The 24,923-nt window shown below is 39.0% G+C and carries 22 protein-coding genes; 15 read left to right on the top strand and 7 right to left on the bottom strand.

All coding sequences use genetic code 11. The annotated features are described in order from the left end of the window. Positions 1 to 31: 31 nt before the first annotated feature. Both ligA and BLR60_RS09625 read right to left on the bottom strand, forming a co-directional pair. Positions 32 to 2,044 (bottom strand): NAD-dependent DNA ligase LigA, encoded by a 2,013-nt coding sequence (gene ligA / locus BLR60_RS09630; protein WP_090499190.1) that lies wholly within the window; start codon positions 2,042 to 2,044, stop codon positions 32 to 34. Between the two features lie 313 nt (positions 2,045 to 2,357). Then, positions 2,358 to 3,029 (bottom strand): ACP phosphodiesterase, encoded by a 672-nt coding sequence (locus tag BLR60_RS09625; protein ID WP_090499188.1) that lies wholly within the window; start codon positions 3,027 to 3,029, stop codon positions 2,358 to 2,360. Positions 3,030 to 3,199: 170 nt separating this feature from the next. Here BLR60_RS09625 and tyrS point away from each other — a divergent pair, with 170 nt between their 5' ends. Beyond that, a complete protein-coding gene (gene tyrS, locus BLR60_RS09620) occupies positions 3,200 to 4,486 on the top strand; it encodes a tyrosine--tRNA ligase (RefSeq protein WP_090499186.1) in 1,287 nt (428 codons plus the stop codon). A gap of 126 nt (positions 4,487 to 4,612) precedes the next feature. On the opposite strand, the gene BLR60_RS09615 is transcribed toward tyrS, so the two are convergent. Both BLR60_RS09615 and BLR60_RS09610 read right to left on the bottom strand, forming a co-directional pair. Further along, positions 4,613 to 5,119: a DUF6678 family protein gene (locus tag BLR60_RS09615; protein WP_090499185.1), complete on the bottom strand. Its 507-nt coding sequence runs from the start codon at positions 5,117 to 5,119 to the stop codon at positions 4,613 to 4,615. Positions 5,120 to 5,537: 418 nt separating this feature from the next. Further along, the gene (locus BLR60_RS09610) at positions 5,538 to 6,740 is read right to left on the bottom strand and encodes a GTP-binding protein (protein WP_090499183.1); all 1,203 of its coding nucleotides are present in this window, start codon (positions 6,738 to 6,740) and stop codon (positions 5,538 to 5,540) included. An 85-nt stretch (positions 6,741 to 6,825) separates the two neighbouring features. Here BLR60_RS09610 and BLR60_RS09605 point away from each other — a divergent pair, with 85 nt between their 5' ends. The 8 genes from BLR60_RS09605 to BLR60_RS09575 are packed head-to-tail and all read left to right on the top strand — an operon-like array spanning position 6,826 to position 11,014. Next, complete coding sequence (locus BLR60_RS09605; RefSeq protein WP_090499181.1) at positions 6,826 to 7,218, top strand: MerC domain-containing protein; 393 nt, start codon at positions 6,826 to 6,828, stop codon at positions 7,216 to 7,218. 12 nt (positions 7,219 to 7,230) lie between these two features. Beyond that, positions 7,231 to 7,389, top strand: a complete 159-nt coding sequence (locus BLR60_RS24830) for a hypothetical protein (protein ID WP_167354714.1) — start codon at positions 7,231 to 7,233, stop codon at positions 7,387 to 7,389. Then, complete coding sequence (locus BLR60_RS09600; RefSeq protein WP_090499179.1) at positions 7,382 to 8,008, top strand: ABC transporter ATP-binding protein; 627 nt, start codon at positions 7,382 to 7,384, stop codon at positions 8,006 to 8,008. Before BLR60_RS24830 ends, BLR60_RS09600 begins: the two co-directional genes overlap by 8 nt. After that, on the top strand, positions 8,008 to 9,222 hold the full coding sequence (locus tag BLR60_RS09595) for an ABC transporter permease (protein WP_090499178.1): 1,215 nt from the start codon (positions 8,008 to 8,010) through the stop codon (positions 9,220 to 9,222). The genes BLR60_RS09600 and BLR60_RS09595 overlap by 1 nt, the downstream gene beginning before the upstream one ends. A gap of 3 nt (positions 9,223 to 9,225) precedes the next feature. Further along, a complete protein-coding gene (locus BLR60_RS09590; protein WP_090499176.1) occupies positions 9,226 to 9,663 on the top strand; it encodes a hypothetical protein in 438 nt (145 codons plus the stop codon). Between the two features lie 12 nt (positions 9,664 to 9,675). Further along, on the top strand, positions 9,676 to 10,110 hold the full coding sequence (locus BLR60_RS09585) for a hypothetical protein (protein ID WP_090499175.1): 435 nt from the start codon (positions 9,676 to 9,678) through the stop codon (positions 10,108 to 10,110). Further along, a complete protein-coding gene (locus BLR60_RS09580) occupies positions 10,107 to 10,556 on the top strand; it encodes a hypothetical protein (protein ID WP_090499173.1) in 450 nt (149 codons plus the stop codon). Before BLR60_RS09585 ends, BLR60_RS09580 begins: the two co-directional genes overlap by 4 nt. A 20-nt stretch (positions 10,557 to 10,576) precedes the next feature. Continuing rightward, complete coding sequence (locus BLR60_RS09575; protein WP_090499171.1) at positions 10,577 to 11,014, top strand: Fur family transcriptional regulator; 438 nt, start codon at positions 10,577 to 10,579, stop codon at positions 11,012 to 11,014. A gap of 326 nt (positions 11,015 to 11,340) precedes the next feature. On the opposite strand, the gene BLR60_RS09565 is transcribed toward BLR60_RS09575, so the two are convergent. From BLR60_RS09565 to BLR60_RS09555, 3 genes are read right to left on the bottom strand one after another with little or no spacing between them, the layout of a single operon-like run. Then, the gene (locus BLR60_RS09565; RefSeq protein WP_167354713.1) at positions 11,341 to 12,324 is read right to left on the bottom strand and encodes a LuxE/PaaK family acyltransferase; all 984 of its coding nucleotides are present in this window, start codon (positions 12,322 to 12,324) and stop codon (positions 11,341 to 11,343) included. Between the two features lie 19 nt (positions 12,325 to 12,343). Continuing rightward, entirely contained in the window at positions 12,344 to 12,703 is a 360-nt protein-coding gene (locus BLR60_RS09560) for a hypothetical protein (RefSeq protein ID WP_090499165.1), read from the bottom strand. Between the two features lie 6 nt (positions 12,704 to 12,709). Then, on the bottom strand, positions 12,710 to 15,139 hold the full coding sequence (locus BLR60_RS09555; protein ID WP_090499163.1) for a penicillin acylase family protein: 2,430 nt from the start codon (positions 15,137 to 15,139) through the stop codon (positions 12,710 to 12,712). A gap of 196 nt (positions 15,140 to 15,335) precedes the next feature. Between BLR60_RS09555 and BLR60_RS25195 the strand changes: the two genes are divergently transcribed. The 6 genes from BLR60_RS25195 to BLR60_RS09530 all read left to right on the top strand — a co-directional run bounded on the left by BLR60_RS25195 (position 15,336) and on the right by BLR60_RS09530 (position 24,744). Then, on the top strand, positions 15,336 to 15,725 hold the full coding sequence (locus BLR60_RS25195; protein ID WP_244155628.1) for a carboxypeptidase-like regulatory domain-containing protein: 390 nt from the start codon (positions 15,336 to 15,338) through the stop codon (positions 15,723 to 15,725). Between the two features lie 3 nt (positions 15,726 to 15,728). Continuing rightward, positions 15,729 to 18,209, top strand: a complete 2,481-nt coding sequence (locus tag BLR60_RS09550; RefSeq protein ID WP_244155627.1) for a TonB-dependent receptor domain-containing protein — start codon at positions 15,729 to 15,731, stop codon at positions 18,207 to 18,209. 389 nt (positions 18,210 to 18,598) lie between these two features. Then, on the top strand, positions 18,599 to 21,061 hold the full coding sequence (locus BLR60_RS09545; protein WP_090499162.1) for a glycoside hydrolase family 31 protein: 2,463 nt from the start codon (positions 18,599 to 18,601) through the stop codon (positions 21,059 to 21,061). A gap of 62 nt (positions 21,062 to 21,123) precedes the next feature. Further along, the gene (gene glgB / locus BLR60_RS09540) at positions 21,124 to 23,088 is read left to right on the top strand and encodes a 1,4-alpha-glucan branching protein GlgB (protein ID WP_090499160.1); all 1,965 of its coding nucleotides are present in this window, start codon (positions 21,124 to 21,126) and stop codon (positions 23,086 to 23,088) included. Positions 23,089 to 23,692: 604 nt separating this feature from the next. After that, the gene (locus BLR60_RS09535) at positions 23,693 to 24,040 is read left to right on the top strand and encodes a sigma factor (RefSeq protein ID WP_090499158.1); all 348 of its coding nucleotides are present in this window, start codon (positions 23,693 to 23,695) and stop codon (positions 24,038 to 24,040) included. A 215-nt stretch (positions 24,041 to 24,255) separates the two neighbouring features. Further along, positions 24,256 to 24,744, top strand: a complete 489-nt coding sequence (locus tag BLR60_RS09530; protein WP_143009055.1) for a Crp/Fnr family transcriptional regulator — start codon at positions 24,256 to 24,258, stop codon at positions 24,742 to 24,744. Positions 24,745 to 24,923 lie beyond the last annotated feature (179 nt).

Here is a 24,923-nt window from a genome sequence, read left to right as displayed (position 1 = left end):
TATCATTCGCTAATTCAATTCTTCTCTCACTTTATTTTATCATTTCCAATAGCTCAGCATCGCTAATGATCGGAATGTTTAGTTTGTTCGCTTTTTCCAGTTTAGATGGACCCATGTTATCGCCCGCAACAAGGTAATTCAATTTACCCGAAATACTGCTTAGCATCTTGCCTCCATTGGCTTCAATCATATCCTTAAGCTCATCACGGCTAAATTTTTCAAAAACGCCCGAAATTACGAATGTTTTTCCAATAAGTCGATCACTATCAAGCGTAATTACTTTTTCTTCAATTTCAAACTGTAATCCGGCTAATTTTAATAATTCTACCTGTCTTAAATGCTCAGATTTTCCAAAATATTCAACAATACTTTCCGCAATACGCTGCCCGATTTCATCAATGGCGATCAATTCCTCTACCGTAGCTTTCAATAGATTATCGATATTTTTTACACCAGCAGCAGTTTTCTTTGCAACGGTTTCGCCAACATAACGGATGCCCAAGCCAAAAAGTACCTTTTCGAAAGGCATATCCTTCGATTTTTCAATGCCCTTGAGCATGTTTTCGATTGAACGTTCCCCAAAACGGTCTAAGGTTTTAAGCTGATCAGATTTTTCATGGAGCGTATATAAATCACTGATATGTCTTATAAGCCCATGCTTGTAAAAAGTTTCAATGGTTTCGTCACCAAGTCCATCGATATTCATGGCCTTGCGCGAAATAAAGTGCTGAATTTTTCCGACGATCTGTGGCGGGCAGCCTTCGTCATTAGGGCAATAGTGTACCGCTTCGCCTTCTTTTCTAATCAGTTCGGTTCCACATTCAGGGCAATGATGGAGATAGTGTACTTTTTCTGACCCCGGTAAGCGTTTCTCCAGATTTACCTTAATGATCTTCGGGATAATTTCACCACCCTTTTCAACATAAACCGTATCACCTTCATGTAAATCTAAACGCTCTATTTCGTTAGCATTGTGCAAAGTGGCGCGTTTAACGGTGGTTCCTGCCAATAAAACAGGTGTTAAGTTGGCAACTGGTGTAACCGCTCCGGTTCTGCCCACCTGGTAGGTAACTTTTTCCAGAACGGTTTCAACTTCAGCGGCTTTGTATTTGTATGAAATGGCCCAACGCGGTGATTTAGAGGTAAACCCCAATTCCTGTTGTTGCGCATAACTGTTTACTTTAATTACTATACCATCAATATCGTAACTTAATTTAAAACGTTCGTTTTCCCAATGGTGGATAAATTCGAGAACAGCGTCTATGCCTGAAACGAGTTTCGTATGCTCACAAACATGGAATCCCCAATCTTTTACGGCGTTTAAGCTTTCCCAGTGCGTTTTAAATTCGTTTTTATCTGTGTACAGGAAGTAGATAAAACCATCTAAAGGCCGTTTGGCCACTTCCTTGCTATCCTGCATTTTAATGGTTCCTGAGGCAAAGTTGCGTGGATTTGCATAAGGGATTTCACCGAGTTCTTCCCGGTAAGCATTTAAGCGCAAAAAAGCCGCTTTATGCATAAAAATTTCTCCGCGGATTTCAAAATGTTCAGGTGCTACAGTTGATTTGATTTGATGTGGAATGGTATGGATGGTTTTTACGTTATTAGTCACATCATCACCCTTAGTGCCATCGCCACGGGTAACTGCACGTAAAAGCTTGCCATTTTCGTAAGTAAGGCTAATGGACAGACCATCGAATTTTAACTCACATACATACTGGAAATTGTCGCCAATGGCTTTACGGATGCGTTCATCAAAATCGCGGAGATCCTGTTCATTATAGGTATTCCCCAAAGATAACATGGGGTATTTATGTTTTACAGTAACAAAATTTTTGGTAATATCGCCACCTACGCGCTGGGTTGGCGAATTCGCATCGGCCAAATCTGGATTTGCTTTTTCAAGCGCAGCGAGGTGCTTTAATTTTTTATCAAACTCATAATCACCAATGGTAGGCATGGCCAACACATAATAGTTATAATTGTGCTGGTTTAATTCGGCCACCAGGGCATCCATTTCTTCTTTTATTGCAGTAAGCGACATAAGACAAATATAGAAAAAGGATAAAGCGGTTTTATAGATTGAAAGGCAAAAAAAAGGTATTGATGTTTTTTTGAAGACTGATGTCGTATCTAGAAAATTAATTAAGCCATGGCGCTAATACATAAAGCCAAAAAGCCAAACAGGAATGATATTTCCAAAACCTATTTCGATGCTGTCTTTAGCACCATAAATTTTGTTAAATTTAAAAAGCAATTTTTGTAATTATTGCTTTTTGTAAAAAGCAAATTTACAGTCTGTACATTATTGACGAACAGCATTTATGTAGAGCTTAAGTACCAGGTAGCGGTTTAAATCATAGTTTTTCCTCTATTTCCTTAAAAATATCCATAAAATCTTTCTTCAAGGAAGTTTTGAAAATGCCTAACTCGAAGGTAAGTTGCTGTAGTTGTTTGTCATTCAATGTTTCGGGCCATAAACGCATACAAATTCTATTAAGCGCATAGCTGATATTTTCGAGTTTTTGATAACTTAAGAGGTATTTGCTGCTGATAAACTTTTCCAAAAAATTGAAGAATACCTCGGGAGTTTTAAGGTTGCAATGTTCGAGGAAATCACTCAGCGATTCTTTTTTTACCGCGTTCAGCTGATCATAGAAATGGTTTGCCTGGATTAAGTTGTGCTCAACCAATAAATGATCTAACAATAGCTCCAGACCGATGTGGGCAAGAAAAGAAGGGCGAACCGCGGTATTTTCTACAATAGGTTTAATGAGCTGTTTAAGTTCAGTGGTTTTCTCTAAGAAGAAATTAGAGGAATGAAAAAGCAGGTCGACAGCTAAATGTCTTTTCCAGCCGAATAGCAGCTGTTCTTCATCCAGATTTCCTTTAAACAGAAATTCATTTTTCTGGGGATATAAATTTGCCTCTTTTATGGCGTTTTTGATTAGATCTGGCAAAACCGTTCCCATTACCACATGGGCATTATTACTTGTCCGGTCGAAATAATAATGGGATAAAAAGTTCATCCCGCAAGGTAATATTTTCTCGTATGGTTGTAAAGAACCGATGGTAAAATATTGGTAAGGAATACAAGCCGTATCATCATTTGCGATACCCTGCTTACAAAACCAACTAATTTGCTTTAAACTAAGCTAAAATTTTATCTTTGCACGCACATTATTAAAGTGTTTGTACAATGACGAATTTTGTTGAAGAGTTAAGGTGGCGTGGCATGCTGCACGATATTATGCCGAATACGGAGGAAAAGTTAAACGAAGGTATGACTTCTGGTTATATCGGTTTCGATCCTACTGCAGATTCGTTACACGTTGGTCACTTAACGCAGATCATGACATTGATTCATTTTCAAAATGCGGGTCATAAGCCATTTGCTTTGGTAGGTGGTGCTACCGGTATGGTAGGCGATCCATCGGGAAAATCTGATGAACGCAATCTTCAGACCCCTGAGATGATTGAGCACAACCTGAAAGGGATGAAAAAGCAATTGGCTAAATTCTTAAAATTTGAAGACGGCGGAAACGGTGCAGTAATGGTTAATAATGCCGATTGGTTTAAGGATATGAACCTCTTTACCTTTATCAGGGATGTAGGTAAACACATTACCGTGAACTACATGATGGCAAAAGATAGTGTGAAAAGACGTTTGGAAGGTGATTCTGGTCTGTCTTTCACCGAATTTTGTTATCAATTGATTCAAGGGTACGATTTCTATCATTTGTGGAAAAACGAAAACTGTTTGGTGCAAATGGGCGGCTCCGATCAATGGGGTAATATTGTTACCGGTACAGAGCTGATTAGAAGAAAAGATGCTGGTACCGCTTATGCCATCACTACACAATTGATTAAAAAGGCAGATGGAACTAAATTCGGTAAAACCGAAAGTGGTGCGGTTTGGCTAGATCCGGAGAAAACTTCTCCATATAAATTCTACCAGTTTTGGTTAAATGCGTCAGATGATGATGTGAAAAAATGGATCCGTATTTTTACTTTGAAAAATAAGGAAGAAATAGAGGCCCTGGAAAAGGAACATGATGCTGCACCACATTTACGTATCCTTCAAAAAGCTTTAGCTGAAGATATTACTGTTAAAACCCACTCGATAGAAGCTTTAGAAACGGCTATTAAAACATCTGAGTTTTTGTTCGGAAACGGATCACTTGAATTTTTAAGGGGTTTATCAGATAAAGCCGTATTAGATATATTTGACGGGATTCCGCAATACAAGATTCTGATTGAGGAGCTTGGGGCAGGAATTGATGCAGCCAGTTTACTTGCTGAAAAATCAGCTATATTTCCATCAAAAGGAGAGGCTAAGAAAACCATTCAGGGTGGAGGTGTTTCTGTAAACAAAGAAAAGGTGGCCGAAATGGCTCAAATCTTTACTGCAGATCATTTAATAAACGACAAATTTATTGTGGTGCAAAAAGGAAAGAAAAATTATTTTCTTTTGATCGCTGAATAAATTTTTCAGGCCCATTGAATTAAGATTTATTCATTGGGCCCGAATTTAAAATTGAACTGGAAGCGGATCTCCTTTAGGAGTCCGTTGAATCATATCCCCATGTATCTTGAATGATCATGCAGGTATTTATCTGTATCCAAATATGGTGAAGGTTCCCTCATCTTCTTCATAAGGTATATGCAATTCTGTTAAAAGGTGTTTAAATTCTTTGGTTTCATCAAGTACTTTGGGGGCAATTAAACTTCCCATATGTTCCGCATAAAGCGGCCGTACTTTTATATACTCAATGGTAAAAAACAAATACATACCTTCCTTATAAAACGGTTCCCAATTTCCTAACCAATGTGGAGTCTTACTTATTTTTAGTTCTTCATGAGTATTATCGTTAATAACGAGTTTTTCTATATATGGAGGTGGGAAAGGCAATTGTTTTATTGCATTTTGAAGTTTCAGCCATTTAGTATCGTTCATTACTGATGACAACCCTTTTTTGGTCACTATCTTTCTTATTTTTTCTTTTTCCGCTAAAATATCCGGATCGTTTGAGGTAAAGTATTTATACTTTTCACTTTCAGAAATACCAGGATTACTATATAAATCTCTGTAAAAGTCCTTTTTCTCACTAATGTCCATTTTAAGGCTGGTTTAAAATTTCATAAATATAACTGGGATATGATATCCATTAAAGAAATTTAATATCAAAAATAATAGCCAGAAAAGAAAAAAGCCACTGATGTGGCTTAAATAAGAGTTAACTTAGATAGAGAGCTAATTAAATACGTAAAATTTATTAAAACACTTATAACACTTGTATCTCTTAACTGAAACCCATGGCATCAGGGTTTTAAAGATAAAACCTCTCGGCACCCGATAGGTTTCGAAATTTTTACACTTTGGACAAGACAGTCGGGTCTTAACCAAAGTTAATTCTTCTGAGGATTTCATAATAAGCATGAGTTTGATTGGGTGAATCAAATTTAAACAAAATAAAATATATGAATTCAGTCAGAAAACTACCAATTTATTGATTTCATCTACTTATTTTGCCGTTTTAAAGCAAAATAGCTTCAAAAGGATTCTTAAAGTTGCTTTTTGTTTGGTAATTTTTGATTTCTGTATCAGTTAACAGACAGTATTCCAGAGATTTTTTTAACGCATCACCATTCATTTCCTGTCCTATAAAAACAAGCTCATTTTTACGGTCACCAAAATCGTTGTCCCATTCGGCATCAATTTCAGATCTGTTTTCCAAATAGCCTACGTATTGTTCACGTTCATGCTGGAGCATGCTTGCCCACCATACCCCAGCCAAATCGATACGTAAGGAGCCACCCGCCTGCGAGAAATTAATAGCCTGTTCGGGCATAGCAGCTAAATAGAAAATCCCTTTTGAGCGGATAATATGCTGTGGAAATTCCTTATTGATGTAATGCCATAATCTTTCAGGGTGAAATGGTTTTTTGGAACGGAATACCGTCGAACTTATTCCATACTCTTCAGTTTCTGGCTGATGGACTTCTTCCAGCTCTTTTTTCCATCCGGCTCCATCGGATGCCGATTCAAAATCGAATAAACCCGTATTTAAGATTAAAGCCGGATTTATTTCTCCAAAAAGAGTCTGATATATTTTGGCCGTTGGATTAAGCTTTGCTATTAATGCCTTTAGTACGTTAAGGTCTGCATCGCTTACCAGATCTGTTTTGTTCAATAAAATTACATTGGCAAATTCAATCTGGTCGGTAAGTAGATTTACAATGGTGCGTTTATCCCCCAGGTCATCAACCATCTTACGGTCGGCGAGTTTGTCTGCCGAGCCAAAATCCTGGTAAAAGTTATAAGCATCCACAACGGTTACCATCGTATCTAACTGGCTAAATCTACTGAGGTCTATACCCGAAACTTCATCAATGAAAGAAAAAGTTTGCGCCACAGGAATAGGTTCAGATGTTCCGGTACTTTCAATCAGCAGGTAATCGAAGCGGTTTTCTTTCGCCAATCTTTCCACTTCAATCATCAGGTCTTCGCGCAGGGTACAGCAAATGCAGCCATTGCTCATTTCTACCAGTTTCTCATCTGTTTTAGACAAAGTATGCTGATTTTTAACCAAAGCACCATCAACGTTTACTTCGCTCATGTCGTTTACAATAACGGCCACTTTTAAATCTTGCTTATTTCTCAATATGGCGTTAAGAAGCGTGGTTTTTCCGCTACCTAAAAAACCGCTCAAAACGGTTACGGGTAATTTCTTTATCATTTTAATGCAATTATGTTGCAAATATAACGTTGATTATTTCAAATGCAACTAGATTGCTTTTATATTTGGGGATAAATTTATTGGAATGAAACAAAGGATCTACAAAATCAACCTCGATAGGATAGGCATTACGGCTTCAACACTTTGTGCCATACACTGTGCCGCATTGCCATTTTTAATTACCGTTTTGCCTTTATGGGGGATGGGGTTTTTAGCTAATGAAGCAGTTGAAATTGCCATGATTGCAGTTTCATTGGTTATTGGTATCTGGAGTTTAAGTACTGCATATCGAAAACAGCACCGCCGTGTAATGCCAATGCTGGTACTTGTTACTGGTTTTGCCTGTATAGCTTTTGGGCATTTTTCGGGCATTGAATTATTAGAACCCATTTTAATTCCCATTGGTGGCCTCACCATCGCCGCCGCCCATTATATTAATTTAAGAATGCTTAAAAGCTGTCCATTGGATCATCAATAATCAATTATATCAATGAAATATAAAATCTTATTTATTCCTGCATTATTGTTTATTTCAATGTTAAGCCCTGCCTGTAAACATGGCACAAACGATGGGATAGAACTTTACAGGCGTTATGCGATAAAAAATCTATCGATTAAAAAAGTACAAAAAACAGTACATCATGATTAGGGTTAATTCGTTAGCACATGTTTACGACAAGGGGAGAAGGTTGAAGTTTCCGTGTTGGGAAATCGGCGATATGGAGCAATGGCTTTTACTAGGTGCCTCGGGCAGTGGCAAGAGTACACTTCTTAATATTATTTCAGGTCTTTTAAAGCCGAGCCAGGGTGCAGTTTTAATTAACGGAACCGATTTATATAATTTGCCTGTACGGGGACTGGATAGGTTTAGGGGAAGACATATTGGTATCATTTTCCAAAGACCACATCTTATCCGTTCTCTTGATGTGCTCGATAACCTGGAGCTTGCCGCTGTAATGGCTGGTTTGCCAATAGATCATGAACGAAACCGCTCGCTTTTAGCTGATCTGGGTATTGGCGATCTGGCTAAAAATTATCCCGATCAATTAAGTCAGGGCCAGTTACAAAGGGTTTCGGTAGCGCGTGCATTGGTAAACAAACCAGATCTCTTGATTGCAGATGAGCCCACCTCGAGTTTAGATGATGAAAATGCCAATCAGGTAATCAAAATGCTGACTACCCAGGCCAAAGATAACGGTGCTGCACTGATTATAGCCACACACGATGCAAGGGTTCGGGATCACCTTACTAAAACTTATCTTCTCTAATGAATATCCTTAAAATCAGTAGCAAAAACCTTGTCCGGAATCGGTTAACTACCATTCTTAATATTATTTTAGTTGCCTTTGGTGTAGGCATCCTTTCTGTTCTTTTCCTGGCTTCTACGCAGATCAATAATAAACTGGAAAATAATGCAAAGGATATTGATCTGGTTGTGGGCGCAAAAGGAAGTCCGTTACAGCTGATATTGAGCAGTGTTTACCATATTGATAATCCAACTGGCAATATTCCGGCTAAAGATGCATACCAATTAATGCGCAACCCTATGGTTAAAAGGGCCGTTCCATTGGCTTTAGGCGACAATTATAGCGGTTACCGTATTGTGGGTACTGATAGTAGTTTTACGAACCTTTATGGCTTATCAATCCAAAAGGGGAGTTATTGGCATAAAGATTTAGAAGTAACCCTGGGTAGCAACGTTGCGGTAACATCAGGTCTTAAAATTGGCGATTCTTTTTTTGGTGCGCATGGTTTAACCGGTAGCGGAGATATTCATAAAAAATACGCTTACCAGGTTATGGGAATTTTAAAACCACAGGGAAATATAACTGATAACCTGATTCTCACCAATATTGGCAGTGTGTACAAAATGCACGAAGAGAAGCATACCGAAAACCATAAGCATACCGCTGCAGAAGAAGCCAAAGAAATTAACGATAAGCAGATTACCGCATTATTGATCCAATATAAATCGCCAATGTCGGTAGTTGTTTTCCCGCGGATGGTTAACCATAGTACCAATATGCAGGCAGCCTCCCCAGCAATGGAAAGTGCAAGGTTGTTTTCGCTCATCGGCGTTGGAATTGATACTTTAAAATGGTTTGCCATATTTATTATGGGAGTTGCTGCACTGAGTATTTTTATCAGCCTTTATAACGCAATGAAAGAACGGAAATACGACCTGGCCATTATGCGTTGTTTAGGTGCATCAAAACCCAAGTTATTTTTTTTGGTCATGTTTGAAGGGGTTTTGGTAACATTTATGGGCACCTGCTTAGGATTGTTGATCGGGCATGCTGCGCTAGAAGTAATCGGAATTTATCAGGAAACTTCTCAAGCAAAATTAACTGGGCTAACTGCTTTTCCGCAAGAAATATATTTAATCTGGATCGGACTGTTCATTGGCGCTTTGGCTTCGCTTATTCCAGCCATGCAGATTTACAAAGTTGATATTGCTGCAACATTAACGAAAGACCGTTAAGTGATGAAGAAATTGGTTTTTTTAGTTTTCTTATGTTTAGGTTGCCAGGTATTGGCTGCGCAGGTTAGGGTACATACTGACATGCGCACGCCAACTTGGAATTTAATCGGACTGAGGTACGATGCCGAAATTGCACCCCGCAAATGGGGGAGTGTTTTTCCGCCAGCACTAAAGGCATTAAACAATAAGATAATTGAACTGCCAGGTTATATTATCCCGACCAAGGTAGGGGCGAAATTTAGCGAATTCATGTTCTCTATTGTGCCTATAGCATCTTGTCCTTATTGCGGAGCAGGAGATATTCCATCAATGATACAGGTAAAGATGTTAAATGCGATCCCCATTACAGAAAAACCGATCAAGCTTAGGGGCATTTTCATCATTAACGATTCAGGTGATGACAGAAGTGAATTTTTTCTCTTAAATGCAAAACAGTTATAATCTAAATCGATTATGAAGAAATATATGCTGGCACTTTTGGTTTTAATTTCCATGACTACAGTTGCCCAGGTAGCTGTTCATAGCGAAACGCGCACCGCCACATGGAACCTTATTGGTTTGAAATACGATAAGCAGGTAAAGCCCCTGGTTTGGCAGGCAGTATTTCCATCTGCATTAAAGGCCATACATAATAAGGTAATTGAACTTCCGGGATATATTATTCCCACTAAAGTTGGTAATAGCTTTAACGAATTTATGTTTTCTATGGTACCGGTAGCCTCCTGCCCATATTGTGGTACTGGCGACATTCCATCCATGATTGAAGTAAAGACTTTAAAACCCATCAATTGGACAGAAGAACCCATTACACTTCGTGGAAAATTTATAATTAATGATTCTGGCGATAGCCGATCTATCTTTTTTCTTTTAGATGCAGTTAAAAAATGAAATATTTATGCGTTATTTTCCTTCTGTTTTCAGTTTGCATAGCCACGGCACAAACGCAAAAACATAGTCCAAAAGATCAGTTGCGATCTTTAAACTGGGATGTAATTGCCTCGGTAAAGTTTGAACTGACCGATAAGAATGAACTTTTGCCTCTTTTTACAGAAACAATCAGGCGTTTTGAAAACAGGGAATTTGATTTAACTGGTTATCTGATCCCTATAAAAAGCGGACAGAAACAGCAAAAATTTCTCTTGGCCACTTTGCCCATTAATCAATGTTATTTTTGCGGCCAAAACGGTATTCCGGTAATGATTATGATAGAGATGGCAAATGAAGTGCCTTATAGCGAAAAACCGATTCACGTGCAGGGGATTTTAAAATTAGAAGAAAAGGACGCGAGTTATAAACCACCAATAACCATCAAAAATGCCAAACTCATTTATTAATTGCTTATTTTTGTATTGCTATGGAAGATAATACTGCACGTTTCGAAAAACTTTTGGTTAAGAATGGACTAAAAAGAACTGCTCCGCGTTTGCAGGTGCTGGAAATTTTAAGTGGAAGGGATTCTGCAACATCTCAGCCTTATTTAGAGCAGGTGATGGGAAAAGATGCAGACCGTGTTACCTTATACCGGGTTTTGCAGGCTTTTGAAGAAAAAGGGATTATCCACAAGGTTTTAGACCAGCAGGGAACGGCCAATTATGCCATCTGTTCTGATGGTTGCAGTGCACATGAGCACCATGATGAACATGTACATTTTAACTGCGATAACTGTCATAAAATTTACTGTTTAGATACTGTTAAGATTCCGGCATTAAAAGTTCCGGCAGGATTTAAGGTAGATCATCTTAATCTGATTGCTACAGGTTTATGTGCCAGTTGCTCTGATAAGGTAAACTAATTTATAATTTACCTGCGAAGATTTATTAAAAAATACCGGCTTATTTAATCTCGATTTTTTTTTGAGCGCAAAGCCTTTCAACTTGATTAAAGTAATTCCTGCTCTTCGCTTTACTTCGTGTACGCTTCGATCAGGGCTATATACTTCAGGCAGTGCACGGGAAAACGAAAATAGCAGTAGCGACCCAATTAATCTAAACCCGATCGAAGGAATGCCGTTTTCCCCGGCAGTACGCAGAGCGGGACTGAAATAAACTATGGAATACTGTGGTAGCTTTCCAAAAGAATCAAACACTCTGATTTTATCTGCAATAAATTAAGACCATTTTACTGTACCAATAGATTACATCCCCTGATATCAGCATGATCAAACCGGCCCAATACTTCAAAACTCTGATTGGGATTGATTCTGCCCAGATCTTGTGTGGCAATAAATGAACATGAATTGATATTGGCCAAATCGATCACATTGATCCCACCTGTTCTGCCAGTTTCGATTAAACTTAACGGATCATTGGTATCCCGGATCAATATATGCATCCAGCTTGGGCAGTTGAAAATACCTTCGCCCAAAGAATAGGCTTGAGAAAGCAGTTCGGTCATCCCATATTCGCTATGGATGGTTTTTACACCAAATCCTTTGGTTAACTGTGCATGAAGTTCCTCGCGCACCATTTCTCTACGTTTCCCTTTCATTCCTCCGGTTTCCATTATAATAAGTTCAGGGAAATTGATGTCGTATTGTTCGATAAAATCGAGCAGGGCATAGGTTACACCGATTAAAACTGTTTTCTGTTTTTTTGATTTCAGATCGAGCAGCGTCTGTAACAAGTCTTCATAATTATATAAAAAGTAACCACTTTGCGGGTGGTTGCTCTTTTCGATCAGATCGTTTACCATGTAAATTAATGATGAACCCGACCTTTGCTGATAGGAAGGGAGCAGTGCCAGAAAGCAATATTCAGATACATCTCCATAAAACTGCGCAAAAGCCTGCAGGTAACTTTGTTCGTATAACTTAACATTGGTTACATGGTGACTGCTTTGAATCATACCCGTTGTACCCGAACTGCTGAAAGTAATTTCTACAGGTTCATTACTACTTAGAACAGCATGGCTTTTAAAAAAGCTGATAGGTAAAAAAGGAATCTCTGCAATTTCAGTTACTGCATCGGCATCAACACCTAAGTGAAAGATATATTCGCGGTAAACATTGCAATTTCGGGCTTGTAACTTAAAAATATTTAAGGCAAGTGCGTTAAATGCATGACTGTCTTTTACAGAAAAAATCTCGTTAGCGGTTAAATTCACACGGCAAAAGTACAAAGCATTATGCTATTTTCTCGTCAGTTTTTTTAGCCAGCATCGCCATGCGGAAATGATATCCGCAAAAACCGCTTATTCCGGCCACCAAGCCGCTTAAAATACCCGTAACCAAAAGCAGTGCCCACCATATTTTTATCCCTGTCATCACTGCTACACGCCCAGCCAGCACGTTGTCGTTAGGTAAGCTTTTAAATAGGGCATAGCCGATCCATAGCAGAGAAATCGCAAGAAAAGATTGCCAGAAGGCTATTTTACCCGTTTTCCCGATAATGCCGCAGGTGGCAAAAGAAATTACGATGATGATCCACCAGGGGGCAATCATTTGTAGAAGGAAACAGATTATTAATATAACAATGAAAACCATTTTAACCTATTTAGAAATTTTTAAACGAGAAATAACCTTGCCTGATTGATCGTCAGGACTTTGCATATAAAACAGATCGTATAATTTACCGTTTGCCCAGGTATCGATCATGTTATCATAAAATTTGCTTCCGGGATTACCCGATTGTCCACCCGGATAAACACCGTGCCCTTTTGGCGTTTTACCCAACTCGATCACCATCCGCCATGACGGTCCGTTGGTTTCGCTCAAAGCATTAATGGTGCTTTTGGCGCCACCAATCTGTAAAACCTTTGAGCCGAATCCAGGTATTTTGGCCAGGTGCGGTACATTGGTCTGTTTTACATTTGCCCAGTCCCAATCCTTATTTATCGGGCCAAAGCGCCTTTCTAAACTATCGCAGCTATATTTAAAAGATTCGTTTACCAGATCAGATAACGTTTCTTTTTTGCTGGTGTTGATGTTATCGTACCAGGTTGCGTTAGGTTCTTTTAAGATCATCTCTACCGTACGGTCTCTTGAAGGATAACGCATTGGGATGCCTTTCACTTCAAATTCGTCTGCCCAGATATCATACGATAAGCGTTTAGTCCAAATTTCGAATACGCTGGCCGCAATTTCATGGGCATCATAACGTTTGTTCCATTTTCGTAGGTAAGCCAATGCTTCTTTTTGCGTAGCATTTAACTGTTCATTGTTTAGTAAAGGCAATAAAGCTGGAACCAGGTTCTGTGCCATAATGCTATAGTTGTCAGTCTGCATCAATCGGATACTATCTAGAGTAGCTTTGTTCATTGCCGATAAACGGTCGTTGATGCGTTTGCCCCGCTCGTAAGGAGCAAACTCCCAATTAATATAGTACGGGTAAGTCGTATCGGTAGAAGACTGGTTGGCCGAACTCACAAAACCGCGTGGCGGATTTTTAACCGTTGGATTTTGTGCATTTGGGATCCATCCCTGCCAATCGTAAGCAGGATCGGTTCCATCCAGTATAAATTTACCCTGATCTTTCCACTTTAAAGGAAACTTACCATTTGGTGTAATGGCGATATCATGATCAACACTGGCGAAAACGAAGTTTTGAGCGGGGGCAGTATAAAAAGTTAAAGCCTTGCGGTAATCATTATAGTTTTTCCCCCGGTTAAGGTAATAAAAGGTCATGAGTTCGTTTGATTCATCATGGGCTATCCACCTGAGCGCGTCACCAACAGGTACATTGTCGGCCCTGCCATATTTCGGTTTCTGAAAATACACTACCGGACCATGATGGGTATAATAAACGGTATCTATTTCATCTTTTCCGCCACGTATTTTAATGGTTTCCAGTCTTTTGGTGGTGGCTTTCCATTTATTGTTGTACCAATATTCGTTATGGGTCGAATCCTTAAATTTAATCTGATAAAAATCGAGTACATCAGCAGCCACATTGGTTACGCCCCAGGCTATTTTCTGGTTAAAGCCAATAATTACACCAGGGGCACCAGGTAAAGAAACACCATAGGTATTTACACCGGGTGCATGTAGTTGGATCTGGTACCAAATGGATGGAAGCGTTAAATCTAAATGGGGATCGTTTGCTAAGATGGGATATCCTGAAGCAGTTTTAGCGCCAGACAGTGCCCAGTTATTACTTCCAATTCCTTCTACTTTTTGAGTTGTTTTAACCTCGCCGGTTTGAGCTTGTGTGAAGCTTTCCGGTGTTTTGGGTATTGGTAATGGAGAAAAATCCCATTTTGTGCCAACAGGAATAATCGGATCTTCACGGAAAGGATAATCTGGAAAAAGGTTTTTTGTCACCTCCGGACCGAATTTTTTTAGGATATTGGTCATGTAAAATTCATCTGAACCCATAGCCAACACTGCCGACATCTGTTTTAATAATAAAGCACATTTTACAGGTGTCCAGTTTTCGGGTTTAAAGTCGAGAATTTTATATTCTAAGGGATAATTGGCCTTAGAAAGCGTTTTGATGTAGGCATTGATCCCTTCCGTATAAGCTAAAATCATTTCTTTTGCTTTTGGATCGGCCATCATGCCTTTCAGGGAGTTTTCCGCACCATAAACCATGCCCATCCTGCGCTGATACCGGTCTACCTCTATGGCTTTATCGCCCACTACTTCACTAATTCTTCCAGCAGCAAAACGGGTCTGAAAATCCATTTGCCAAAGGCGGTGCATAGCCGTAACATAACCTTGTGCCAAATACAGGTCATGATCATTCTGCGCAAAAATATGGGGGATCATGCGGTCGTCAAAAACGATTTCAATTTTATCAATCGCCCCTTTTATTTTCGCTTTATGGTTAAACATAAAATGATTGTTCTCTGCATTTTGCCAGAAACCCATAAAAGGATTTAGAAATTTTAACACGGGAGGCGTATTGCCTAATTTGGTATTAAATAAAAAAGCTAATGCGATCGGAATGACGATGCAGAACAGGGCTTTAATTTTATTCATAATGGCTAGCTAACAAGTCTTTCGCGAAGATAGGGCAAAATGACGGTTTATGTCTAATGCAAAATACAACAAACTGTATATCAATCAAAATTATAATTTGTTTTGAAACTATTATGCTTGCATCATTTGCTTAATTGAAAAAAAGAAATTAAGTTTATATAACTAATAATACAAATAACCAAATTAACAATCGCGTATGAGCAGAATTTTTACAAAGATCTTCTATGTGTTATTATTTGTGTTTGCTAGTAATATGGCAGCACGGGCACAGAATATTACGGTGAGCGGAACCGTAAAGGATAAGCAATCTAAAGAAGGATTAGCTGGGGTTAGTTTAACCATCAAAGGCCAATCTGGTGGTACGGCATCCACAGCCAATGGCACTTTTAGCTTTAGTACAACAGCAAAATTACCTTTTACTTTAGTGGCGTCTTATGTAGGCTACGGTACGGTAGAACAGCAGATTTCCGGAAGTACATCAGGTATTAATCTCGAACTCGAAACGGCAGTTGTATTGGGAGGTGATGTAGTAGTTTCGGCTTCGCGTACACCAGAACGTATTTTAGAGTCGCCGGTTTCTATTTAGCGCATGAGTGCGGCCACCATTAGGGAAATTGCTGCGCCATCATTTTACGATGCGCTGAATAATATGAAAGGGGTAGAAAGCAGCATGCAGAGTCTAACTTTCAAGTCTATTAATACCCGTGGTTTTAATTCTAACGGCAATACCCGTTTTAACCAATATATAGACGGAATGGATAACCAGGCTCCGGGACTGAATTTTTCGGTAGGTAATATCGTCGGTATTACCGAGCTTGATGTAGATAATGTAGAACTTTTACCAGGCGCCTCGTCTGCACTTTATGGTGCAGGTGGTATCAGCGGTACGTTGTTAATGACTTCAAAAGACCCGTTTAAATATCCGGGAGCCAGCTTTCAATACAAAACAGGCGTTAACCATGTTAACGATAATAACAGTACAGTACAGCCTTTTAATCAATTGGATGTACGTATGGCCAAATCATGGAACAATAAGTTTGGGGTAAAAGCAGCATTTTCATTCCTACAGGCCAAAGATTGGTTTGGAAACAACTATTCAAATTTCGACCGGGTTGCGAGAACAGCTAAAGCTGGCGACCGTAACAGCGATACGAACTATGATGGAATAAATGTTTACGGAGATGAGCTTAGTCAGAATATGAGGAATGTGGCTCAGAGTGTATTGGCTTCAGGACAGGCAACATATATTAAAAATTACGGGCTTGCTACTGGCGGACAGGTGCCCAGCCCGGCTCAGATCGCGACTTTTCTTTCTACAAATACACAAACGAGACCTTTTTATGTTGGAATAAATACTCCTGGATTAATCCCGAATCAAAATATTACCAGAAACGGTTATAATGAATCAGATCTGGTTGATTATAATACAAAATCGTTAAAGGCATCTGGTGCATTGTATTATAATGTCAGCAATACCGTTCAAGCAACTTTTCTTGCAAATTGGGGAACAGGTACTTCGGTGTACACCGGCTCAGATCGTTATTCCCTCCGAAACTTTAATGTAGGCCAGTACAAGTTAGAATTAAAAGGTGAAGATTTTCTATTGCGCGGATATACTACACAGGAACGCTCTGGTGATTCTTATATATCATCTATCCTCGGTAGCTACATCAATGAAAAAGCAAAAGTTTCGCAGGCCTGGTTTCCCGAATACGTAGGTAATTATGTTGGTGCCAGAGCGGCCGGGCAAACGGATGCGCAGGCCCAGCTAACTGCCAGAACGGCCGCCAATTCTGCGTCAGTAGGTGGTAGCGCTTATTTTCAGCCTGGCTCCCCACAGTTCCTGCAGGCAAAAGATCAGATTATGAATACCACCATCAGTGCTTCCGATCCGTCGAAAGGTATTTATGGGGCAAAATTCGATGATAAATCAAATCTTTATCATTACGAGGGAATGTACAACTTTACCAATCTTTTTGATAAAGTGGTCGAATTTCAGGTAGGAGCATCATACCGTTTATATGATTTAAACTCGGCAGGTACTATTTTTAACGATCTGAATGAATCCATAGATATTAAGGAATATGGTGCATTTGGACAGATCGGTAAAAAACTTTTTAAGGATAAGGTTAAATTTACTTTTGCCGGCCGTTATGATAAAAGCCAGAATTTTGAAGGCCGTTTTACACCAAGAATAACCGGTGTATTTACGGTTGCCAAAAATAACAACATCAGGGTTTCTTACCAAACCGGTTACCGTAACCCAACTACGCAAAACCAGTACATTGATCTTTCAGTAGGCGGTGGTTCGCAAAGACTGATCGGTGGATTGCCGGAAATTATGTTTACTAAATATCACCTCGATAGCAATAAGCCTTACACCGATGTAAGTTACCGTGCTTTTTTAGCTTCTGCTGCTACTACTGGTACCCCTAATCTGACACTTTTACAGCAGTATACTTTCGATCCGAGAGGTGTACGTCCAGAAAGTGTACAATCTTATGAGTTGGGGTATAAAGGCTTGATTTTGCCTAATTTATTGATTGATGCCTACGGTTATTACAATATTTACAAAGACTTTATTACTGCTGTTGACGTTTATCAGAATGTAAACGGAAGCTTTGTTAAATTTGGTGTTCCCGTTAATGCTGCAGGTGAAGTAACCTCTTATGGTGCTGCCTTAGGTCTTGATTACCTGGTAGGAAAATGGAACATGAGTGGTAACGTTTCATATAACCAGATTGGCGATTTGCCGGTTAACTACATCAACGATTTCAATACGCCTAAAATCCGTTATAATCTGGGCTTGGGTAATAAAGAGATTATTAAAAACTTTGGTTTCAACGTTTCTTACCGTTGGCAGGACCAGTTCTACTGGAATTCATCTTTTGCTTCCGGCCAGGTACCTGCCTACAGTTCTTTAGATGCCCAGGTGAGTTTAAGAATCCCTTCAGTGCAATCAGTTGTTAAATTGGGCGGTTCTAACGTGTTGAATAAATATTATATCACCTCTTATGGTAATCCTATGGCTGGTGCGATCTACTATGTCGGATTGACTTTTAATCCATAGGAAATACTCATTAAATTTTGAGCAGCCCGTTGTATATTGATACAATGGGCTTTTTTTTTAAAATGTTTTGAATTTATTTTGTTGTATCTGAAAGCTTGTTTTGATAATTTAAACTATATCCTTTCGGATATAATTCCATTTGTATCTCTTGTTTTTATATTCAATCGGATATAATTTCATGAAATGGCCTGCATTCGGGTTAATCTAAAATTTAATTGTTTACGTTTTATGCACGGTGAAGAAAGATTGACTTAGTGTAAATAATACACTTTAATCAACAGGCCTTGAAAAAAAGCTTGATCCCTTTTAATAAAATATTTGTATTATAGTACTTTCTTAAGCAAATCCCGGTTTAAGAGCTATGAATTTAAAATTTTGAATAAATAAGGATGGAAGCGCAAAACGACAAACCTAGCGAGACAAGTGATCTGATCGAAAAGGAACAGGAAGTACAGCATTTAAACAATCCAGTTGATATATCGGTAAAACCAATTGTTAAACAATATCTTGGCGAGGTAAAAAAAGTAAAGAAAGAGGGCAATCGTTTTTATTTCTCAGACGGTGATGCAAGAGTAGAAATTCGGGTGGTAAGCGATGAGATTATTAGGGTACGCCTGGCGCCACATGGTGTTTTTCTTGATGATTTCTCTTACGCAGTACCAGAGGTAGACCAAAAGGTTTCTGTTTTTAAAATGCAGGAACATGATGATCATTATACCGTTTCTACCCATTCGGTAACCTGTAAAATAGAAAAAGCAAATTTCCATATTTCTTTCCACGATAATATTACCAATGTAATGATGGTTGATGAAGCCAACTCTATGCATTGGGAAGAAAATGTAGATTTTGGTGGTTATTATATCTATGCAACCAAAAAATGTCACCCCGAAGAAAATTTCTTTGGTTTAGGTGATAAATCGGGGAATTTCAACCTACGGGGCAGGCGGTTCGAAAACTGGAATACCGATGCCTATTCGTTTGGATGGAACCAGGATCCGCTATATCGTACCATACCATTTTATATTGGTTTACATAACCAGGCCGCTTATGGTATTTTCTTCGATAATACTTTTAAATCGTACTTTGATTTTGGTTCAGAAGATGTAAATAAAACCAGTTTTTGGGCCGATGGTGGCGAATTACAGTATTACTATATTCATGGCCCACATATTATGGATGTAGTTAAACGTTATGCTACTTTAACGGGTACGCATCCTATGCCGCCAAAATGGACTTTAGGCTATCAACAATGCCGTTGGAGCTACTATCCCGAAGCTAAGGTTAAAGAAATAGCCAGGCAATTTAGGGAGCGTAAAATTCCTTGCGATGCCATTTACCTGGATATTGATTACATGGACGGTTACCGCTGTTTTACCTGGAATAAAAAGTATTTTCCAGATCCGCCGAAAATGATCAAAGAACTTTCGGATGATGGTTTTAAAACCGTGGTAATGATCGATCCTGGAATTAAGGTAGACGATGATTACTGGGTGTTTAAAGAAGGTAAAGAGAAAAGATTTTTCTGTCGACGCAGCGACGATTATTATATGGAAGGGCATGTTTGGCCTGGCCGCTGCCAGTTTCCTGATTTTACCAATCCAAAGGTGCGCACCTGGTGGGGTAATTTATACAAAGAGCTGGTAGACATGGGTGTAGCCGGTTTCTGGAATGACATGAATGAGCCGGCGGTGTTCGGTTCAGGTACCTTCCCGAACGATGTACGCCACAATTATGATGGTTACCGCGGCTCGCACCGTAAAGCGCATAATGTTTACGGCATGCAGATGGTTCGTTCTACTTACGAAGGACTTAAAAAACTGATGCGCAACAAACGCCCGTTTACCATTACAAGAGCTGGCTATTCGGGTATGCAACGCTATGCAAGTGTATGGACCGGTGATAATATTGCCACCTGGGAACACTTAAAGATCGGAAATATTCAGTGCCAGCGTTTATCGGTTTCTGGTGTGCCTTTCTGCGGAACAGATATCGGTGGATTTAGTGGAGAGCCCGATGGTGAATTATTTACCCGCTGGATTCAGCTGGGTACTTTCTCCCCATTTATGCGTGCGCACTCTGCTGGTGATACAGCCGAGCGTGAGCCCTGGAGTTTTGGTGAGTTTTTTGAAAATATTAACCGCAAGTTTATTGAGCTCAGGTACCGTTTAATGCCTTACCTGTATTCAGTATTCTGGGAGCATCACCGTTATGGTTTCCCGATTTTAAGACCATTGGTCATGCTCGAGCAGGAAAACATCAGCAACAGTTTCCGTCAGGATGAATTTTGCTATGGCGATAAACTTTTGATTTGTCCGGTACTGGAGCAGGGGGCCATTTCGCGCAAAGTTTATCTGCCTAAAGGCACATGGTATAATTTCTGGACCAATGAAATTTTAGAAGGTGGTAATGAATATACTGTTGACGCCAAGATAGACAGTATGCCAATGTTTGTGCGCGCCGGTTCTGTTTTACCGGAATATCCGGTAATGCAGTATGTGGATGAAAAATCAATTACTGAAGTGGTTTTAAATATCTATCATAGTGATTACGAAGTAAATTCTTACATGTATGAAGACCATGGTGATACCTTTGCTTACGAGCAGGATATTTATCTCGAAAAGAAATTTACCGTAAAAGGCGATATGCAGGCGATAAAGGTAAACCAACGTATTGAAGGATTGTACACGCCGAATTATGAACTATACGTTTGTAACGTTATCGGCGTAAAGTTCCAGGTGAAAAAAATCATGATCGATAATAAAGAAATCACCGATTTTTATACAGACGATCAGTATGTACTGCATTTCAAATGCAATAAAAACTTCTCCCAGATACAGATTTTGAGTCTGTAAATCTTTTAGCCCCGAATGTTGTTTAGCATTTGGGGCTAAATTTATCTAGCCAAAAAACAGCTATGCCATCAGCCAAAAAAGTTACTTTAAAAAAAACAGCTTTAGCCAAACCCGACCATACAAAAGGGGTTTGGGAACACAGTTTATATACCGATTACGACATTGATCTTTTCCTGGTTGGAAAACATTTCAGGCTCTATGAAAAAATGGGTTCGCATCTGATTACTGTTGATGGTACAGCCGGAACTTATTTTTCGGTATGGGCACCAAATGCCATTACCGTAAGTGTGGTAGGTAACTTCAACGATTGGATCAACACCTCACATGGCTTAAACAAACGATGGGATAAATCCGGTATTTGGGAAGGTTTTATTCCGGGTATAGTCAAAGGCGAAGTTTATAAATACTTTGTAAAAGGCTTTGATGAATCTGAACATTTAAAAGGTGACCCTTATGCGCGCAGGTGGGAGCATCCGCCGCAAACTGCTTCTATTGTTTGGGATACCGATTACACCTGGAAAGATAAGACCTGGTTAAATAAAAGGGCAAAACTGAATGCTTTAGATCAACCTATATCCGTTTATGAAATACATTTAGGCTCTTGGGAACGCGATCCGGACAATCCGGAACGGGTTTTAAACTGCAGGGAAGTGGCCAGCAGGTTAGTGCCTTATGTAAAAGAAATGGGTTTTACGCATGTAGAGCTGATGCCTGTAATGGAGTTTCCATATTTTCCGAGCTGGGGCTACCAGATAACCGGTTATTTTGGGGCAAGCTCGCGCTATGGCTCACCGCAGGATTTAATGTATCTTATTGATGCATTGCATAAAGCCAATATTGCTGTAATATTGGATTGGGTACCTTCTCATTTTCCCGGCGATAGACACGGCCTGTATGAATTTGATGGAACGCATCTCTATGAACATGCCGATATGCGCAAGGGGTTTCATCCTGACTGGAAATCGTATATTTTTAATTATGATAGAAATGAGGTTCGTTCTTTTTTAATCAGTAATGCTATATTCTGGCTGGATCAGTATCATGCTGATGGATTGAGGGTAGATGCTGTGGCTTCGATGTTATATTTCAATTTCTCCAGAGAAGATGGAGACGCTGCAACAAACGAATATGGGGGAAGTGAAAACCTTGGCGCCATACAGTTTTTGCAAGACCTGAATGTTGCTGTTTACGGAAATTTTGAGGGCGTACAAACCATTGCAGAAGAAAGTAGCACTTATCCTGGTGTAACCCATCCGGTACATGCCGGGGGATTAGGTTTTGGTATGAAATGGATGATGGGCTGGATGAATGATACCTTAAAGTATTTTAAGGTAGAAACCCTCGGACGGAAAAACCACCATCATCAATTAAGTTTTAGCATGACTTATGCTTTTACCGAAAATTTCATGTTACCTTTCTCTCATGATGAGGTAGTACATGGTAAATCGCCCATGCTTTATAAAATGCCTGGCGATGATTGGCAGAAATTCGCCAACTTAAGGGCGCTATATGGTTACATGTTTACGCACCCGGGGGCAAAATTGCTATTTATGGGCAATGAGTTTGGTCAAACCAGTGAGTGGAACTTTACGCAATCATTAGATTGGCATTTATTACAATATGCGCCGCATAAAGGTATGCAGGAAACAGTTAAAGCTTTAAATTTTCTGTATCGCAAAGAACCCGCATTATATCACTTCAATTTTAGTCATGAAGGTTTTCAATGGATTGATGCCGACAATACACATGAATCTGTGTTTGTATACATGCGCAAAGGACCAAAGGCTAAAGATACTTTGATTATTGCCATAAACTTAACCCCTGTGGTTCGCGAGAATTATAGAATTGGGGTGCCGTTTAAAACCAAATGGACAGAGATTTTTAATACGGATGATCTAGTTTATTATGGTGGCGGTATCAACAACAGAGGGGATATTGTTCCGGATTTGAAAGATTATAATGGGCAGAAATATTCTATAACTGTTGATCTACCTCCTTTGGCTGTAGTGATTTTTAAAAGTAAATAAAAATTTTATCGGTTGTTATATCCCGCCTAACTATCAACGAATAGTTTGGCGGGATTTTTTTTATCGAACTGAACTTAATTTTTTTTGATTGCATGTATGTCTGTCCGTTAGCTGTTTACGGAACAGGTGTAAGCGAACTGAAGAACACTTCTACGTAATAAGATTTAGAAATCTGATGAGACTATATTAAAGTACTGTCTTAACCATATTACAACTTATGTTATTGCAAAACTTCAAACGTTTCAAGATTTGATGTGAAGAGAAATTATAATGGATGTGCGATTTGATAACCAGCCAGCAAATAATTACCGATTAAAATAAGAAAAGCTTCCCATTACTGGAAAGCTTTCTTAAACTCTGGAGTGGAAGCTTCCAGAGAGGTGCAAAGATACAATAACCATTGTCTCTTGCAAATATATTTTTAAATAATATTTTAAGCATTAAGGGGCTAGTGTTTAATATTGTTATATTTCTTACCGCAACCTTTCAAAACTTTATCCTGAAACGGCTTAACAAAATAACCTGATATTCTGAAGCTGCATTTTTTGTACTCCGTTCGGTTGTTTGATTTTGGTGGCGTTGCATAAACAAAGATAAACTAGGCGTGTTATTAAACCAAAATCAAATCATCATGCAGTCTTTGTACCAAAGGGTTACCCATCAAGAACTAAGTATCGGCCATGAAGTTGATTTATCGGATGACAATTTCCTTTTTACAACATTAGAGGCTTATGATGGTGCTGCATTTAAAGCATTATATCAGAGATACTCGGCAGCAGTTTATGGTAATATCATAAGGTATGTAGGAAATGAAGAAAAAGCTAAACTAATTTTAGAACAAACATTTTGTGAAGCTTGGCGGTCTTTCCCGGAATTTGATCAAACTAAATCCAGAATTTTTACCTGGATAAATCGGTTAGCACTTCAAATTATTAAGCAATCCGCATCTTAATACGTAGCATAATATAGTCACGATAATCTAATATATTTTTATATTTCAATCGAAATCACTATAATTAGGGGTCTAAAGTCTATTCCTATTTGTATATGCTCGAATCCCAGAAGATATTTTTGGTAAACGCTGTCTTAAACTATTTCAGCAAGTTATGCCCTATAACATCAGGGTTTATCAAGAAAATAGAGAAAAATGTGGAGCCTCTTCAAATCATGAAGAATAAGCACATTTTATCACCTATTGATAATAATAATCGTGTTTTTTTTGTGGCCTCAGGTTTGGTGCGGGGTTTTATTAAAGAAGGAAATAAAGAAATTACCACCTGGATTAGCGTAGGAAACGAATTTGTTGGCGCAATTCAACTTCCTGGCGCTCCTCCTAAACCCTCTATAGAATATTTGCAGGCATTATCAAATTCCGAATTAGTGGCCATTCCATATTTATTGATTGATGAGCTTTATGAAAGTTATCAGGAAACAAACATAATATGGCGAAAAATACTTGAGCTCCAGTATCATGCGGCTTCAGAACGATCGATGCTGGCACGCATCCCATCTGCCGAAAGGCGTTACGAGAAATTTATGGAGTTAAATTCTTTTGATGTATCTCAGGTTCCCTTGCGCTGCGTGGCCACTTACCTGGGTATGCGCTTTGAAACGCTGAGCAGAATCAGAAGCAAAATGGTTAAACAACCGGTGTAGTTTGATGAAGTATATAAATTAATAAGGTGACGATGGCACTAGTTTCATTAAATCATTGATTTTTCATTTTGATGTAGTTTGGAAAAAATGAAAGAAATTTCAATTTATCTTAAAATGAATTAAAATCTTCATCAAATCTTAATTTTTCTGTCGTAATATTGTAGACATAAGGGGTGAGA

Source organism: Pedobacter terrae (genome assembly GCF_900100705.1).
Taxonomy (GTDB): Bacteria; Bacteroidota; Bacteroidia; order Sphingobacteriales; family Sphingobacteriaceae; genus Pedobacter; species Pedobacter terrae.
This window is presented reverse-complemented; position numbering and strand designations above follow the sequence as displayed.